General features: G+C 46.7%; 10 protein-coding genes. 8 read left to right on the top strand and 2 right to left on the bottom strand.

Annotated features, from left to right (window positions below; all coding sequences use genetic code 11):
• Nucleotides 1–539: universal stress protein (locus A4R26_RS21285; RefSeq protein ID WP_165760362.1), on the top strand; the 539-nt coding region annotated here is incomplete at its 5' end.
• A 46-nt stretch (nt 540–585) separates the two neighbouring features.
• Here A4R26_RS21285 and A4R26_RS21280 read toward each other — a convergent pair.
• The gene (locus A4R26_RS21280; protein WP_081168159.1) at nt 586–1,926 is read right to left on the bottom strand and encodes a peptidoglycan DD-metalloendopeptidase family protein; all 1,341 of its coding nucleotides are present in this window, start codon (nt 1,924–1,926) and stop codon (nt 586–588) included.
• 225 nt (nt 1,927–2,151) lie between these two features.
• Between A4R26_RS21280 and A4R26_RS21275 the strand changes: the two genes are divergently transcribed.
• Genes A4R26_RS21275 through A4R26_RS21265 form a run of 3 tightly spaced genes read left to right on the top strand, consistent with a single transcriptional unit; the run spans nt 2,152 to nt 7,577 of the window.
• Complete coding sequence (locus A4R26_RS21275) at nt 2,152–2,880, top strand: ImuA family protein (RefSeq protein ID WP_081168155.1); 729 nt, start codon at nt 2,152–2,154, stop codon at nt 2,878–2,880.
• 1 nt (nt 2,881) lies between these two features.
• The gene (locus tag A4R26_RS21270; RefSeq protein ID WP_081168152.1) at nt 2,882–4,384 is read left to right on the top strand and encodes a Y-family DNA polymerase; all 1,503 of its coding nucleotides are present in this window, start codon (nt 2,882–2,884) and stop codon (nt 4,382–4,384) included.
• Nucleotides 4,385–4,400: 16 nt separating this feature from the next.
• On the top strand, nt 4,401–7,577 hold the full coding sequence (locus A4R26_RS21265) for an error-prone DNA polymerase (protein WP_081168148.1): 3,177 nt from the start codon (nt 4,401–4,403) through the stop codon (nt 7,575–7,577).
• A gap of 102 nt (nt 7,578–7,679) precedes the next feature.
• Here A4R26_RS21265 and A4R26_RS21260 read toward each other — a convergent pair whose 3' ends face one another.
• Nucleotides 7,680–7,901, bottom strand: a complete 222-nt coding sequence (locus A4R26_RS21260; RefSeq protein ID WP_081168145.1) for a hypothetical protein — start codon at nt 7,899–7,901, stop codon at nt 7,680–7,682.
• A gap of 423 nt (nt 7,902–8,324) precedes the next feature.
• Between A4R26_RS21260 and A4R26_RS21255 the strand changes: the two genes are divergently transcribed.
• The 4 genes from A4R26_RS21255 (at nt 8,325) to A4R26_RS21240 (ending at nt 18,178) form a co-directional block, all read left to right on the top strand.
• Nucleotides 8,325–8,687 carry an L-rhamnose mutarotase gene (locus tag A4R26_RS21255; RefSeq protein ID WP_081168143.1) on the top strand — a complete coding sequence of 121 codons (363 nt, stop codon included), beginning with the start codon at nt 8,325–8,327 and terminating at the stop codon, nt 8,685–8,687.
• On the top strand, nt 8,680–10,323 hold the full coding sequence (locus A4R26_RS21250; protein WP_081168139.1) for an alpha-L-fucosidase: 1,644 nt from the start codon (nt 8,680–8,682) through the stop codon (nt 10,321–10,323). Before A4R26_RS21255 ends, A4R26_RS21250 begins: the two co-directional genes overlap by 8 nt.
• A 225-nt stretch (nt 10,324–10,548) precedes the next feature.
• Nucleotides 10,549–13,800: a T9SS type A sorting domain-containing protein gene (locus A4R26_RS21245; protein ID WP_081168135.1), complete on the top strand. Its 3,252-nt coding sequence runs from the start codon at nt 10,549–10,551 to the stop codon at nt 13,798–13,800.
• 286 nt (nt 13,801–14,086) lie between these two features.
• Nucleotides 14,087–18,178, top strand: coding sequence for a two-component regulator propeller domain-containing protein (locus tag A4R26_RS21240; RefSeq protein ID WP_081168132.1), 4,092 nt, complete (start codon nt 14,087–14,089; stop codon nt 18,176–18,178).
• Nucleotides 18,179–18,292 lie beyond the last annotated feature (114 nt).

Below are 18,292 nucleotides of genomic sequence, written 5' to 3'. Positions count from 1 at the left end.
TAGACCTGGTTATAATGGGCTCGCACGGAGACATGGGGTACAGGGATTTCTTTATCGGCTCAAACGCTTACTACACCATCAAAAGAGCGGCCTGCCCGGTTTTATTGATCCCTGAACAAAATAAGTGGAGTGAGTTTCGCAAGATCCTGTTCCCCGTAAGACCGACGCTGTTTTCTTCAAAACTGTTCGATGTTATTTGTGAACTTACCAGGCACAATACCCAAAAGTGTATGCTTCAGCTGTTAGGCGTAGTGCCGGGAGAACTTAAGAATACCATTTCAATTTTATCAAAAACAGTTCAGGAGGCCAAAAAGCAATATAACAAAGAGAAGTTCGATATAGCTTTAAGCAATGGCAAAAGCAACGATATTGCCGAATACGTATTGCAAAGATCTAAAGCTATAAATGCCGATCTGGTAGTTATTTCGCAGGGATTGGACCTGCCCAGTAATCCATTTTTTATTGGCCCTTTCTCTCAGCGGATCATCAATCACGCCAAAACGCCTGTATTGAGTCTGGTACGAACATCCTATAATTAGCCAGGCAATTCATAAGAATGTTTCTTTTGAATTGTTCATTATATTCCTACAGTTTCCGTACCCATCCGTTCAATCCTTTGTATTCAACAAACAGATAGCTTCCTGATGCTCCATACACATCGATCGTTGTTCCCTCCTGAATAGAACTTTTTGCGGTCGACGGGTCGGCCGGAGCGTCAAGCAATAACTGTTCAGACGGTACCCGGTGTGAGCCCACCGGTTGGTTGGCCCTGGTTACATCGCGGCCTGCTACCAGCCCTGTTCCTCCCTCCGGCAATTCAACTCTATACCATCCCGAAGTTGCCCCGATCACTCGTAACGGAGTATTGGCTTTTATTTTTTGGGCTGCCTTATCACCCTGCAAAGCGTTAACTACTTCAGTTACTTTTGTGCTGCGAAGGAATTTACCCGGAACGGCAAAAGGAACGGTTATGGCCGGGGGCTCAGTAGTCGCAGGTTTTACAAAAGGCAACGGATCTATGGCGCCACCGGCTGTATATATTCCGAAATGAAGGTGGGGCGCGGTAGATTTTGCATTCCCGGTATTACCCATTAAACCAACAACCTCTCCTTCTTTTACCGGTTGCCCCTCACGAACGGTTTGCGAGTCAAGATGCGCGTAGTACAGCGTATAGTTCTTGCCTGCAGGGTGAAGAAAAACTACTTTACCCCCTATACCGCCTTCACGCACACCTGATATTCGACCATCAGCCGCCGCCACTACCGGCATGCCGCGTTTTCCAAATATATCAATGCCTTCATGTTTGCGGGCGCCTCTGTCGCGGCTGGCGCCCCAGAAACTGCCTACGGTTGCCTTTTCAGCTGGCGCCACCGGAAAGGCGAGGGAGGGGCCTGTAGATATCATTACAGTGAATGCACCGCTTTGCAGTAATTCGGGCTGTACACGAAGAATATAGGAACCATCTTTGTTCGCTTCGAAGGTGATGGGCTGGTTTACACTATCTGCCGCCCTTACCATATCGGCCGCTCCATTTTCCTGCCTGCGCCAGAGGTCGGTAAAGACCAGCAGTGAAATAAGTGTGTCCTGTTTTACCGTGACGGAAATTTTTTCTCCTCTTCGTACCTGAAATTCATAACCGAAAGCAGATGGCCGCTCAGCGGCAAAATAACCTGTTTCCCTATACGGTAATTGAACGGGGGCTGGTTGTTGTAACGCTTTTTGCGCCGCACTGATCCATGAAGCTCCCAGCACCGTTGTATTTAAACCGGCATCGGTCAATTGCTTTTCGTATAATTCATGCGGCGTCTTTTTCGCAAACAACCCGCGTTTGGAAGGAGAACAGGAAGAAAAACAGACTATGATCAATAGAACAATGCCCGATACATATACTAAGGGAACACCTTTCACACCCGAACTAATATTCATGTTATGGAGCTTTATGATGCTATATAAAAAAATTATGCTAAGCCGCACTGAACATGTTACCGGTAAACAGGGCTTTTGGTTAATAAAAGTCTGACCCTTAAGGCATATGAGATAACTGCCATATTAAGGAAAAAAACGCCGCTCACCACAGCCACTTTTATTAGCATTTATTACTAAATTAATTAGTATTTTTGTATTAGAGATTTCCTTAAAATCCGCCAACACATGCCCAACCAAAAGTCGGATATTATAAAAAAGCTTGAAAATGAGATCCTTGAATTACAGGGATACCGGGCTGCATTGGGCAAAATACCCATGCATATTGACCTGGGCCCCATCAATGAAGCTTTCCCTGAGGGCAGGTTCCCCGTAGGCGCCGTACATGAACTGGTGAGCGCCGGGATGGTTAACCAGGCAGCCGCCACTGGTTTTATTGCGCCCGTTATTTCAAACCTCATGGGCGATCATGGCGTAGTACTGTGGATCAGCGATTGCCGCACAATTTTCCCGCCTGCATTGAAACATTATGGTATCGACCCGCATAGGGTTGTTTTCATCGATCTTAAAAATCAAAAAGAAGTTGCCTGGGCAGTGGATGAAGCGTTGAAACTTCATGGCCTGGCTGCGGTAGTTGGCGAAATGGCTGATATAAACTTTATGGCCAGCAGGCGTTTTCAACTGGCCGTGGAGCAAAGCCAGGTTACAGGTTTTCTTTTCAATAAAAAAGAACGCTACACAACGAATGCCTGCCTTACCCGGTGGAAAATAACTTCACAACCCGGCATTATACCCGGTGAATTACCGGGCGTTGGTTTCCCATGCTGGAAGGTTGAGTTGTTGAAGGTAAGGAACGGAAGACCTGGTATCTGGAAAGTAGCCCTCATGAACGGGCAATTTGTTGCTACCGGTCAGGAACCTGTTGCCATAAGAGAGCTTCACAGAAAAACAGGTTAACATGAACAAACGTTTTGTATCCATTTGGTTTCATCACCTCGAAACAGACTGGTTTGTTCAACGGCAGCCGGCGCTTGGGCAAATTCCATTTGTTATTGCCACCCCCGGGCATGGCCGGTTGATCATCACCGCCGTAAACCGGTTGGCGGAAGAGCAGGGAATTAAAAAAGGAATGGTACTGGCCGATGCCCGCGTTATCATTCCCTCACTTCATGTTGTTGATCCCATTCCTGAGCTAAGTAAAAAACTATTGCAAAAATTAGCGGAATGGTGTATCAGGTTTACGCCCTGTGTGGCCATCGATGGCACTGATGCATTGCTATTCGACGCCTCAGGCTGCGCGCATTTATGGGGCGGAGATGTTGACTATTTAACAGCCATCATTAAACGGTTGCAGGAGCGGGGCTACCAGGTAAGGGTGGGAATGGCCGACACCATTGGTGCGGCCTGGGCCATTGCGCGGTATGGAAAAAGATCGCCGGTGATAGAACACAATAAGCAATTAAATGAGCTGGCTGAATTACCACCTGCTTCCCTTCGTATTGAGCAGGAACTGGTAGAGCGCCTTTATAAATTAGGACTTCACCAGGTAAGCGATTTCATAAGCATACCGCGATCTGCCTTACGGCGGCGGTTCGGACAGGCATTTTTACTGAAACTCGATCAGGCCCTCGGTAATGAACCTGAGTTTATGCAGCCCGTAGTGCCCGTAACGCCTTACCAGGAACGTTTACCCTGCCTTGAACCCATTGTTACTTTAACGGGGATTGAAATTGCCCTCGAAGAGCTATTGAAGAAATTATGTCACCGGCTCGAAAAAGAACAAAAAGGGCTCAGGTGTGCCCGGTTACAATGTCACCGGGTTGATGATATAACCATACAGGTAGAAATAGGCACCAACCGCCCCTCGCGGAATACACAGCACATATTCAAATTATTTGAAAATAAATTATCAGCCATTGAACCGGCTTTGGGCATCGAGTTATTCATTCTTGAAGCATTGAAAATCGAAGACCACGGGCACGGGCAGGAAAGATTATGGGAACAACAGGGTGGTTTGAATGATACCGGTTTATCAGAATTATTGGACCGGTTTACTATGCGCTTTGGCAGTAAGTGCTTTCACCGGTATTTGCCCGATGAACATTACTGGCCTGAACGCAGTTTCAAACAGGTGATCTCATTGCAGGAGCAACCAACAACCAACTGGAGAACGGATCATCCCCGGCCTTTACATTTACTGGCAGCACCGCAGGCGATAGAAGTAACCGCGCCTGTTCCTGATTATCCGCCGTTGCTTTTCCGTTACAAAGGTAAACTGCATAAAATCGTAAGGGCCGATGGGCCGGAACGTATTGAACAGGAATGGTGGCTGCAGCAGGGACAACACCGCGATTATTACAGTGTAGAAGATGAGCACGGGCAGCGGTTCTGGTTGTTCCGTTCGGGGCATTATGATGCGGCAAAAACCTATGGCTGGTATCTGCATGGTTTTTTTGCCTGAAAAAAAGAAATGAGGTATGGGATATATTGAATTACAGGTAACCAGCAATTTTAGTTTTCTCCGCGGAGCAAGTCATCCCGAAGAGCTGATCGAATATGCCGCCGGGCTGGGTTATAAGGCTATAGCGGTCACAGATCACAATACCCTGGCTGGAATGGTGCGTGCCCATGTGGCTGCAAAAAAAGCCGGCATCAGGCTGATCGTTGGTTGCCGGCTCAACCTGCTCGATGGCGCCCCTTTACTTGCATACCCAACAGATAATGCAGCTTATTCAAACCTCTGCCGGTTATTGTCGAAAGGGAATTTACGCGCAGAAAAAGGGGAGTGCCATTTATATAAAAAAGATGTGTTTGAACATGCAGCGGGAATGTTATTTATCGTATTGCCGCCCGGTCAGTTGAATGAACGGTGGGAGTTCGATGATGCGTTTATAGAAAACTTAAAAGAATACAGAACGGCATTAAAGCAGCTTTACATAGCCGTTACCCGGCGCTATTATGCATACGATGCAAAATATATTTACAGGCTCGCGCAATTGTCGAACGACTTCCATATTCCGCTCGTTGCCACCAATGACGTGCATTATCATGAACCTGACCGCCGCGAGCTGCAGGATATCGTAACCTGTATACGCGAAAAATGCACAATAAATAATGCGGGCTTCCGGTTATATGCCAATGCTGAAAGATTTTTGAAACCACCATCGGAAATGGAGCGGTTGTTCAGGCAGTATCCTGCCACCATTGCAAATTCACAGCTCATAGCCGATGCCTGCCAGTTTAACCTCGATTCCCTGAAGTATGAATATCCCGAAGAAATTACTACCGGAGGCCGCAGCCCGCAGGAAGAACTGACCATGCTTGCATGGCAGGGGGCGCATGAGCGGTTCGGTGACAATATTCCTGAAAAAACATCAGCGGCAATAAAATACGAACTGGCGTTCATTGAACAAATGAACTATGCCTCTTATTTTCTTACGGTGTATGACATAGTGCGCTTTGCCCGGTCGAAAGCCATCCTGTGCCAGGGGCGCGGTTCGGCGGCTAATTCTACCGTTTGTTACTGTTTGGGTATCACCAGTGTAAACCCTGCTAAATTCGATCTCCTGTTCGAACGCTTTATCAGTTCGGCCCGTAATGAACCGCCCGATATCGACGTTGATTTCGAACACGAGCGGCGCGAAGAGGTAATTCAATATGTGTATGAAAAATATGGGCGCCACCGCGCGGCCATCGTTGCTACCGTTACCCAGCAGCATCAGAAAGGGGCGTTGCGCGATGTGGCTAAAGCCATGGGCATTTCTGTTGATACCATCAACAGGTTATCAGGCGCCATCTGGGATTCAATTGCTGAACGAATAGAAGAGCAAACGATCAGGCAGCAGGGACTTGACCCCGGTGATGCGCATTTACAAAAAGTGCTCGAACTAACGAATGCATTCATGGGCTTTCCGCGGCAGTTGGGGCAACATACCGGTGGCTTTGTGATCACCCGCGGAAAACTCACCGACCTGGTGCCGGTATTGAACGCAAGAATGGATAACCGCACCTGTATTGAATGGAATAAAGATGATATCGATGCCCTCGGGTTCATGAAAGTGGATGTGCTGGCATTGGGCATGTTAACCTGTATTCGCAAAGCATTCGACCTGGCAAAACAACATTACGATCTTGACCTTACGCTTGCCAATATACCCCAGGACGATCCTGCGGTGTATGAAATGATCTCCCATGCCGATACAATAGGTGTTTTTCAAATAGAAAGCCGGGCGCAGCAAAGCATGTTACCGCGTTTGCGGCCAAAGACGTTTTACGACCTGGTAATTGAAGTGGCCATCGTAAGGCCGGGCCCCATCCAGGGCGACATGGTGCATCCTTATTTAAGGCGGAGGAATGGGGAAGAACCGGTGGAATACCCTTCCAAAGAACTGGAAGAGATCCTCGGCCGCACATTGGGTGTTCCTTTATTTCAGGAACAGGCCATGAAAATAGCTATTGTAGCGGCAGGCTTTACGCCGGCCGAAGCCGATGAGCTTCGAAGGAGCATGGCAACATTCAAGGCGAAAGGCATGGTAGCCAAATTCAGGGAAAAGCTGATCACAGGGATGACGGCAAGAGGGTATAACGCAGAATTTGCGCTAAGGGTATTCAAACAACTGGAAGGTTTTGGTAGTTATGGGTTTCCTGAAAGCCATGCAGCCAGTTTTGCGTTATTGGTTTACGTTAGCAGTTGGTTAAAGTGTTTTTATCCCGATGTGTTTGCAGGTGCATTACTGAACAGTATGCCTATGGGCTTTTATCAGCCCGCCCAGATCGTTATTGATGCAAAAAATCATGGCGTGGAGGTAAGGCCGGTGGATGTCAATTATTCCTGCTGGGATAATACGCTGGAAGAAAAAGCAGGTAAGTTCTGCGCACTGCGGCTTGGTTTCAGACAGGTGAAGGGAGTAAAAGAAGAAGACATTGCAAAACTGGTGGCCCATCGTTTAAACGCCTTTTCTTCCATCGATGCTATTCGTGCGCTGCAGCTGCCAGAAACGTGCCTTGAAAAACTGGCAGATGCCGATGCTTTCCGTAGTGTAGGGCTCAACCGGCGGCAGGCATTATGGGAGGTTTCAACAAAAGATACTTCCATTGAGTTGTTCAAAGGTCAGCAGCCTGCTGAAGCAAAAGATGAAAAGGTTCAGTTGCCCGAAATGACCGAATCGGAACATGTGGTGCAGGACTATGCTTCGCTATCGCTTTCATTGAAGGCGCATCCCGTAAGTTTTATCAGGGAGAAACTCGATCAGTTACATATTACGCCCATAAAAGAACTGTCAGGCCTGAAAGACGGTGACCTGGTTAAAGTATCGGGACTAATTTTGGTACGGCAGCGGCCCGGCACAGCAAGCGGCGTATGTTTTATGACCATCGAAGATGAAACCGGCTGGGCCAACCTGGTGGTGTTTCAAAACCTGTTCGATCTTTACCGGAAGGAAATCCTGCAGTCACGGCTTATAATGGTTGAAGGCAAACTGCAAATTGAAGGGGAGGTGATTCATGTGGTTGTAGCTGCGTGTTATAACTATTCAAAACTGCTGAAGCGTTTAACCGCTACACAAAAAGAGCAGGCCGCTTTATCAACACTGACCCGCGGCGATGAAAAACCGGTTACCGGTAATCTGTTTGGGGAAGCGAGAAATTTTAAATAGTTCTCCTTACAACCAAAAATAAACTGGCCGCCTGGCAGCCAGTTTAATGCTACCAATTTTATGTTAATTTCCTGAATGCAGTACCTGACACAAAAAGCACGCTTATTGTCCTATTTCGTCTTCATTTTCCTGCTGTTGTTGAGGATTTTTCTGCTCACCTTTCGTTTTTGCTTTCTCCGCCTTTTTATTCTTGTCTCTTACTACTTCAGCAGGAGTGTCATCAGACTGTACCTCACGGCTGATATCGCGGCTGATATCATTACCCAAATTTGGGCCGCCCTGTTCAAGCCCCCGGCCGCCTATCGTTCTGTTCTTTCCTGGCATAATGTAAGTTTTAAATGAAAAAATGTATAAGTATTATTTTAAAAATTATGCCACCAAAAGAAAGGGATAGGGAGTATTGCGATACTACACGGTTAAACAATGAACCCTGGGGCGAAAAAGTTGTTTCACGTGTTTGCTTCATGACACCGTTTCCTGCCCCGATGCCCTAAAAAAGTCGGATTTGTATAAAACAAAGTCTTATTCATTCTATTGTATCAGGAATACTGCGGTTAAATTTGTTCTATGCCTGCTGGCGCCTGGATAACGATGTACAGGTTGCTATTTACATTTACATTTGAGCCATATGAATAATGAGCAAACTATCTTACTGCCATCGCCTTTCTTTGTCATTTTTATTCTCCTGGCCATTTGTATATGATCCTGGTCTTATTCATCATCTAAAACATCGTTAGTAGTATAACCATGAAACGATACACCCTCGCGCTGGATCTAAAGGATGATCCGGCGCTCATAGCTGAGTATGAACATTGGCACCGGGCGGAAAACGGCTGGCCCGAAATAAAGAAAAGCATAATAGCCGCCGGCATTGCCAATATGGAAATATACCGCACCGGCAACCGGTTGTTTATGATCATGGAAACGGAAGCGCATTTTTCTTTTGAAACAAAAAAAGCCCTGGATGCAAACAACCGGAAAGTGCAGGAATGGGAACAACTGATGTGGAAGTTCCAGCAACCGCTTCCCTGGGCCGGGGAAGGCGAGAAATGGCTGGTTATGAAAAAAATATTCGAGTTACACCCAAATAAAACAAACAATAATGAATAGGCGAACATTGATCAGGCAACTGGGTTTGTCACTGCCTGCCTATCTTTTGTCGAAACAGGCCGGCGCATCTTTCTTCGAAAATTTTGACCCGGTTGCAAAAGGTCCTTTTCAACCCTCATGGGAATCGCTGCAGCAATATACAGTGCCCGAATGGTACCGGAACGCAAAATTTGGCTTATGGGCGCACTGGGGACCGCAATGTGAACCCGAACATGGCGACTGGTATGCCCGCGGCATGTATGAAGAAGGAAGCGATCATTACAAGTTCCACCTTCAGCAATATGGCCATCCTTCTAAATTTGGTTTCAAAGATGTGATCCATCAATGGAAAGCCGAACAGTGGAATCCTGAAGAACTGGTTTCCTTGTACAAGCGGGTAGGTGCAAAGTATTTTTTTGCCATGGCCAATCACCACGATAACCTCGACCTGTGGAATTCAACGTACCAGTCATGGAACTCGGTGAAAGTAGGACCCAAAAAAGATATCATTGGGGGCTGGGCCAAAGCGGCCAGAAAACTGGGGTTACCCTTTGGCGTTAGCGTGCATGCAGCACATGCGTGGACCTGGTTCGAGGTGGCGCAAAGAGCAGATAAGAATGGGCCCATGGCAGGAATTCCCTACGATGGTAAGTTGACAAAACAGGACGGAAAAGGCGCCTGGTGGGAGGGGTTAGATCCGCAGGAACTGTATGCTCAAAACCACCCGCTCAGCAAAAGCTCTAACGACAATGGCGTTATCCACAGCCAGTGGAACTGGGGCGGCGGCGCGTCAATTCCGTCAAAAGCGTACTGCGAAAAGTTCCTGAAAAGAACCATTGAGCTGATAGATAAATATGAGCCCGAGCTCATCTACTTCGACGATACGGTACTGCCGTTCCACACGGTCAACGATGTGGGCCTTCGCATCGCCGCCCATCATTATAACCAGAGCATTAAACGTAATAAAGGCAAGCTCAACGCGGTGCTGAATGGAAAGATCCTCGATGAAATGCAGCGCAAATGCATGGTGTGGGATATTGAACGCGGGCAAAGTAATGTAATAGAGCCTTTCACCTGGCAAACAGATACCTGTATCGGCGGGTGGCACTACGATAAAAGAGTGTATGATAACAGATCGTACAAATCGGCCAAAACGGTGATACATACCCTGGCCGATGTAGTTAGCAAGAACGGGAACCTGCTGTTGAACATTCCGGTAAAAGGAAATGGCACCATCGATGACCAGGAAAAAGCCGTCCTCGAAGAAATTGCGGACTGGATGAAATTGAATGCGGAATGTATCTTCGATACAAGACCCTGGAAGGTATATGGCGAAGGGCCTGCTACCACTGAAACGGCTCAATTATCGGGCCCCGGGTTCAACGAAGGCAAGGGTAAACCTTTCGGCGCGGCCGATATGCGTTTTACAGTTAAGGGCGATACGTTATATGCGATCGTATTCGGCTGGCCCGAAGATGGAAAAGTTAAGATCAAAAGCCTTTCTGAAGGAAATGCACTGCGGCCTGGTGCAATAACCAAAGTGGAAATGACAGGCGCCGGTGATTTGCGTTTTCAAAGAAATAATGAAGCACTGGAAATTACCCTGCCCGAAAACAGGCCTGCGCTTACCTATGCTCTTGTATTTAAGATTAATTAGAAAGGATGAACCGACTGATGCTGTTGCCGGTATTTGTTCGGTGTAATGCCTGTTACCCTTTTAAAGATCTTTGAGAAATCTTCATGGCACCTTTTTTCCTGAACCAGTGTACTAAAAAGCAGGTTTGCAGAGAACGATGAAACATTTTGGGCCATATTATGTAACATTGGAGAACCCTGTTGCATAGAACATGGGGGTAGATTTATGCCATAAAACCTAACGATTATGCTGCATTTTTATCTACCCGGTTTCGTGCCGGCCAAAGTGTACCTAAAGGCCGGCATAAAACCACGAGCCTTACTGTATTTATTTCTTGTGATCAATTTGTTTCCTGCTTTGCAGGTACAGGGCCAGACTTCAGGTTATACCTGGAAGAACGCACCTATTGGCGGTGGCGGATTTGTAACAGGGATCATTACTCACAAAACATCGGGCGACAGGTACTGCCGTACCGATGTAGGCGGTGCTTACCGCTGGGATGCCGCAAACAATAAATGGATTCAGTTGCTCGATTGGCTTAATGAGTCGGAAAACGGCTTTATTGGCGTTGATGCAATGGCCCTTGACCCGCAGAATGCCAATAATGTGTATATGCTTTGCGGCACCTCCTATATCAACAACGGAAGAACCGCTATCCTGAAATCTACCGACAAAGGCAATACGTTCACCTATGCAGATGTTACCGCCAAATTTAAAACCCATGGAAACGGGAGCGGGCGCGGTAACGGGGAACGGCTTGCGGTAGATCCCAACAACAGCAGCATCCTGTTCTGCGGAACCAGAGAAAACGGGCTTTGGAAAAGTACAGATGCCGGCGTTACCTGGAACCTTGCCTGGAACGGGGTAACGGCCACGGCTAATGGTAACGGAATATGTTTTGTTGTTTTTGATCCTTCGGGCAGTGTGGTAAACGGAGTGAGTCAAACCATTTACATTGGTGTTTCCCGTACCGGCGCAGGTAATATATACCGCAGCACAGACGGGGGCGCAACCTTTACCGATATTACCGCCACCACCGCCTTCATGCCGCACCGGGCAGCATTGCAGGGAACTACCATGTATGTTACCTACGCAGATGGTGAAGGTCCGGCACTGAATGGAGATGGAAAGTTATATAAGTTAAATACTGCTACCGGGGCCTGGACGAACGTTACCCCCGTTCATTCGAAGGATTATTCATACGGCGGCGTAAGTATAGACCCCACCAATGTTAACAGAGTAATAGTTTCTACCTGCGGTATGTATTGGAACAACCAGTTTGGCACCGGCTGGGGCGACTTCATTTTTCTCACAACGGACGGAGGGTCGACCTGGACCCTTAAGATCGGCCCCAATTCTACCTATGATGCTAATGGCATGGGATGGTCTGCCGGGGGCGCTATCAACTGGATGGACTGTATCGAGTTTGACCAGGATAATCTTTCAAAAGTGCGGGTAATCGGCGGAGGCGGTATTTATACCTGTTCAGATATCACCGCTACAAATACTTCCTGGAAATACGATGTGGTTGGAATTGAAGAAACAGCGTTGCTTGACGGCACAAGCATTCCCGGCGGCCCGTTTATTTCCTCTTTCGGCGATGTATCGGGTTTCGTGCATGAGCCGCTGACCTCTTATCCATCGCAAAAACTTTCTCCGCCGGGCGGGTATAATAACCATAGCATTGCTTACGCTGCTGCCAACCCAAACAAAGTAGTTAGAATTGCCAATGAAGGAAACGTTGTCTACTATTCCACCAACATGGGTGCTACATGGACGGCCGCCTCAAATAATATGGGCGCAGCGGGAAGGGTAGCCGTAAGCGCCGACGGAGGCACTATACTGCATTGCCCTGCAGGTTCTTCCACAACCTATTACACCACCAACAATGGAGGAAGCTGGTCTGCCTGTTCGGGTGTGTCGCTCGGAGACGCTGTACCGGCAGCTGATCAGGTAAATTCGAATTATTTCTACATCTTCCATCCATTTACCGGCCAGCTGTACAGAAGCACCAACAAGGGAGTCAGTTTTTCCGTGGCAGGCACGCCGGGCGCCTCAACAGCAAACCATCCGTGGGAACCGGTCCTCATTCGTACAGTGCCTGGTTTTGAAGGGCATGTGTGGGTACCGCTTGGCCGCAATGGATTAAAATATTCTACCAACGCCGGCGTGGCTTATACCACTGTTCCCAATGTAACATATTGCAAAACGGTTGGCGTGGGAAAAGCGATGCCGGGAGCCGGCTATCCTACAATTTTCATCTGGGGAACCGTGTCGGGTGTTACGGGGCTTTTCAGGTCAACAGATCAGGGGGTTACATGGCTAAGGTTAAATGACGATGCCCATGAATTTGCAGGCGCGCCATTGCTGATCGGGGACATGAACGTTGCCGGAAGGGTATATATGAGCGCCGGAGGAGGAAGAGGTGTTATTTACTGGGAGCCTGCGGCCTGTACGCCTACATCTGTCACCCCATACCTACAGATTAATGGCGGAACCTGGCAGCAGACAGCCAATGCTACTGTAACTGCTGGCGGCAGCGTGCTGTTTGGCCCGCAGCCCGTAACGGGCGGATCGTGGAGCTGGAGCGGACCTGGTAATTTTAGTGCCGCAACGCGTGAAGCAGGCATTTCAAACATTCAAATGAACCAGGCCGGTAACTATGTGGCCACTTACACCAATAGCGGCGGATGCCAGAGTACACAAACCTTTAACTTAACCGTAACCGGTTCTATACTTAGAGAATACTGGACAGGAATCAGCAGAACTGCAATTAGCAGCCTTACCTCTGACACCAATTATCCAAACAACCCGTCGGGTACACAACAGATCCAGAGCCTGGAAGGCCCCACGAACTGGGCGGAAAACTATGGGACCAGGATCCGGGGATATATCCATCCTGCCGTTAGCGGAAGCTATACTTTCTGGGTTGCGGGCGATGACAATACAGAATTATACCTCAGCACCAGCGACAACCCGGCCAATAGCGTAAGGATAGCTTATGTAAACGGGTGGACCAATTCACGGGAATGGAATAAGTACGCCACGCAGCAGTCCGCTGCCATTAACCTTACGGCCGGACAAAAATACTATATTGAAGTTCTCCATAAGGAAGCTGGCGGCGGTGATAATATAGCTGTAGCCTGGCAGGGCCCCGGCATTTCACAACAGGTGATTGCCGGTAGCTATCTTTCGCCGTTCATTTCCGGTGCAGGCGGTTCAACGGGCGCCAGGATAACACCGGAGGCCAATACGGGCGGGCAGATTATTGGCCTGTATCCGAATCCTGCGAGTAAGGGAAGGTTTTCGATCCTTCTTCCCGAAGCCTCCGAAAATGCGGTCATCAGCATTTATGACATCCAGGGACGAATGCTTTACAAAAAGAACGCCCGCGGCAATAACAGGATTGAGATAGATGCACGGCTTAAGACAGGACACTACATTGTAAGAATAAACTGGAGCACATTTAGTTTTACTAAGAAGCTCATTGTTAAATGATAATCATACGGCGGTTCCGGGAATGCTTCCAAAGCATTCCCGGTTAACGCCAAATGCATATTAGCAACAGCATGTTAAGTATTGTATTCATCCACAGGTCCCCAGTCGATCATTTAAAAAAACGAATGAATATTCTTTAAGAAAAAAGATACGGCAGCGCTATAATTATCATTACAAAAAGGGCATTTGATCCACCCTATTTTGTTAACTTGATACGCGATTTTGCCGGTATATGGAAAGGATTGGCGCCTGACGACGCAAAATCCTTGTAGCTAAATTTGTATAGATGCGTTTTCTTATTTCGATTGTATTGCTGTTGCCGCCTTTTATTGTTTTGGCTCAAAGTGAGCATTATAATTTTTCAAAACTCGATATCCATAACGGGTTATCCCATAACCAGGTTAATGCCATTTATAAAGACACCGATGGCTTTTTGTGGTTCGGCACCATGTCTGGCCTCAACCGTTATGATGGTAATTCTTTCAAGGTATATAATAAGAAATTTAACGACAGCACTTCCCTGTTGGATAATAGTGTCATTCAATTGCGCGAATTGCCGGGAAAAAAAATGTGGGTGGCAACCAGGAGCGGTCCCTGTATCTATAATTCACAAACGGAAAAATTCGAGGCCCGGTATTATGATTATCTTCAAACACTCGGTTTACCTTCCGGCAATATCATTGACATTGTAAAAGGAAATAAAGGAAGATACTGGTTCATATACGAAGATCTTGATCTGTACCTTTATTCATCCGAAGAAAAAAAGGTAAAAGCATTCAGGCCGGGTTTCAAATTCAATGCTGCCGAAAAAATTACTTCGGTTCAGGAAACAAAAGATGGTATGTTGTGGGTGGTATATCAAAACGGTTTGTTGCAACAGTATGATATAACCAAAAACAAAGTTGTTTTCTCCAGTACGGCGCTGCAGGCATTGATTAAAACCAACACGTTTCATAAGCTTTTCGTTGATAGCGGCGGAGACGTCTGGTTATGGAATTTTGCTTTCGGCGTTATGTTTTTTCATCCGCAAAGCAATTCCATCAGGCAGTTCAACGAAAAATCTTTTCCATCGGCTTTAAGCAGCAACCTGGTAAGTGAGGTCATTCAGGATAACAATGGATTGATCTGGGTATGTACCGACCACGGTGGTGTTGCGATGATTGACAAAAAAAATAATTTTCGCACCACTTATCTGCTCAACGATCCCAAAGAACCGCAAACACTTAGCCAGAACAGCATTACCTCGGTGCTAAAGGATGATAACGGAATTATCTGGCTGGGAACTTACAAGCAGGGCGTAAATTATTATAATGGCAACATTATGCATTTTCCGCACTATCATCAACAGGCATCGAAACCCGGCAGCCTTCAGTATGATGATGTGAACCGGTTTGTGGAAGACGGACAGGGAAATATCTGGATCGGGACAAACGGCGGGGGGCTGATCTGTTTCAACAGGAAAAACAATACATTCAAACAATACCTCCACGATCCGCGTAATTCAAACAGCCTTAGTAATAATGTAATAGTAAGCCTGTGTATCGACCATAACAATATACTCTGGATCGGAACCTATTTTGGCGGGCTCAATAGTTTTGACGGGAAGAAATTCACGCATTACCGGCATAACGTTAATGATCCTTCGAGCCTGACCGATGATAAAGTGTGGGAAATATATGAAGACCGTGAACGGAATTTATGGGTAGGCACGCTTGGCGGCGGATTGGATCTCTTCGACAGGGAAAGTAACCGGTTCAAACATTATAACATAAAAGGCGGCCCGGAAAGCCTGAATTATATTTCTGCCATTTTTCAGGACAGGAAGGGAAGTTTATGGGTGGGCACAGCGTCGGGGATTGTTGTATTTGAAAAGGATAAGAGCGCCCCTGTATTTTATCAGCAAAACGACGGTAAATGCGGTTTAAGTAATAATAACATTTTCTCTTTTTTAGAAGACAGCAGGGGGCGAATTTGGGTAGTTACCCGCGAAGGCCTGAACCTGTTCAATGAGCAAACAAAAAAATTCCGGGTATTCAGTACATCAGATGGCCTGCCCCCCTATATGATCCTGGATTTCCTGGAAGATAACCATGGCACATTCTGGTTTTCTACGCCCAGCGGTTTATACAACGCCATTCCCGCCGAAAAAGATAACGCCCTAAGTTTTTCGATCATTGGTTATGATGAAAGCAATAACCTGCAAAACCGGGAATTCAATGAGAATGCCGCCCTTAAAACAAGGGCCGGTGAACTGATCTTCGGCGGGCCTTCCGGATTTAATATCATTGAGCCTGCTGCTATACATCAATCTGCGTATCGTCCCAGGATACTCTTTACGGGTTTGCAATTGTTGAATAATAAAATAGAACCGGGCCAACTGGTCAATGACCGCGTTCTGTTGAAACAGACTATATCACAGGTACAGGGCATTGACCTGAAGTATAAAGAAAATGTTTTCTCCATTGAATTCGCATCGCTCGATTTTGCGCCCGGCTCCCTGGCTAAGTATGCCTATATGATGGAAGGCTTCAATAAAGACTGGTTATATGCCGATGATGGCCAGCGGCGGGCTACGTACACCAATCTGGCGCCCGGCAATTATACTTTTAAAGTAAAAGTTTTAAGCAGGGATGGCGCCTGGAGCGATGTAAAAAGTTTACAGATCAATATCGAGCCGCCGTTCTGGCGAACATCGGTTGCGTATATTATATACTTTTTCATTGCGGCTGGTTTATTTTTACTCATCCGGCGCATAACTTTAGAGCGGATCCATATGCGTTATGAAGTAGCCCAACAACGCAGGGAAGCGGAAAGGGCCCATGCCATGGAGCAGTTAAAAACAAAGTTCTTTACAAATGTGAGCCATGAATTTCGCACGCCGTTAAGCCTTATCATTGCTCCGTTAGACAGGATCATTAAACAAACCGCAGATGATGAACAGAAAAAGCAGTTGAACCTCGTTCAGCGGAATGCAAAACGGTTGCTGAACCTGGTAAACCAGCTGCTCGATTTCAGAAAAATGGAGGTTCAGGAAGTAAAGCTGCATTCTTCTATTGGCGATATAGTGCGGTTCAGCAAAGATATAAGCCATTCTTTTATGGATATTGCAGAGAAAAAGGAAATTCAATTTTCATTCTCGTCGAATATCGATAGTCTTGAGATCTATTTCGACAGGGACAAGATCGAAAAGATATTATTCAACCTGTTATCGAATGCTTTTAAATACACGCACAATAACGGAGTGGTAAGCATCGGGCTCATATACAATCCGCCTGTAAACAATGAAGGCGAAGGCGCTCTCGCCATTGAAGTGAAAGACACCGGTATTGGTATTCCTGCAGACCAGCATGAAAAGATCTTCGAGCGGTTCTTTCAAACCAATGTTCCTGAAAGTATGGTGAACCAGGGAACGGGTATTGGCCTCGCCATAACGAAAGAGTTTGTAAACCTTCACAACGGTATCATAACAGTTAAAAGCGAACCGGATAAAGGCTCCTGTTTTACCGTTCTGCTGCCGGCAAAAAAAATAAACGAACCGGCCGTTCGCACCACTATCAGCCAGGTACAAATACAGGAAGCTGAACAGGATATAACGGAAGAAAACCAGAAGCACGGAAAGCGAAAAACGATCATAGTAGTTGAAGACAATGAAGACCTTCGTTTTTATTTAAAAGACAACCTGAAAGGATTATATCATGTAGAAGAAGCGGTGAACGGAAAAGAAGGTTGGGAAAAAATAAAACAGCTTAATCCTGACCTGGTAGTAAGCGACATTATGATGCCTTTGATGGACGGGGTGGAACTGGCGAAAAAAATAAAAAGTGAAACCCTTACCGCCCATATCCCGGTGATTTTACTTACGGCCATGGGTAGCGAGGAGAAGCAACTGGAAGGGTTGCAGGCGGGGGTGAATGATTACATTACCAAACCTTTTACTTTTGAGATCCTTGCCTCACGCATCAGGAACCTGCTGGCTCAGCAAAAATTACTGCAGAAAAGGTTCCAGAAACAAATAGAGGTAAACCCATCGGAAATAACAGTGACCTCCGTTGATGAAAAATTCCTGCAGCAGGCGTTGGAGATAGTAGAGAAACAACTCGATAACCCTGCATTCTCGGTGGAAGACCTCAGCCGCGAAATGCATATGAACCGCGTTACGCTGTATAGAAAAGTGCAATCGCTCACCGGCAGGTCGCCCCTGGAGTTCATCAGGTCGATCAGGATGAAAAGGGCTGCCCGGTTACTTGAAAAAAGCGGCATGACGATAGCCGAGGTTGCGTATGAGGTAGGATTCAATAACCCGAAACACTTTACAAAATTCTTTAAGGAGGAGTTTAATGTTACGCCCTCGCAGTATGTTGCCAGCAGGAAGAAATAAAAGTGCATACTCCCTCCCTGTTACAATATAGGTGAAAACCAGTTCCCTGTAACATTTGGTACCCCATTGTGCAACATTGGCATCCCCTGTTGCAGCCGCTTCATTGATAGTTTT

Source organism: Niastella populi (genome assembly GCF_002078015.1).
Classification (GTDB): domain Bacteria; phylum Bacteroidota; class Bacteroidia; order Chitinophagales; family Chitinophagaceae; genus Niastella; species Niastella populi.
Note: the sequence above shows the minus strand (reverse complement) of the source record. Positions and strands in the feature narration are given on the sequence as shown.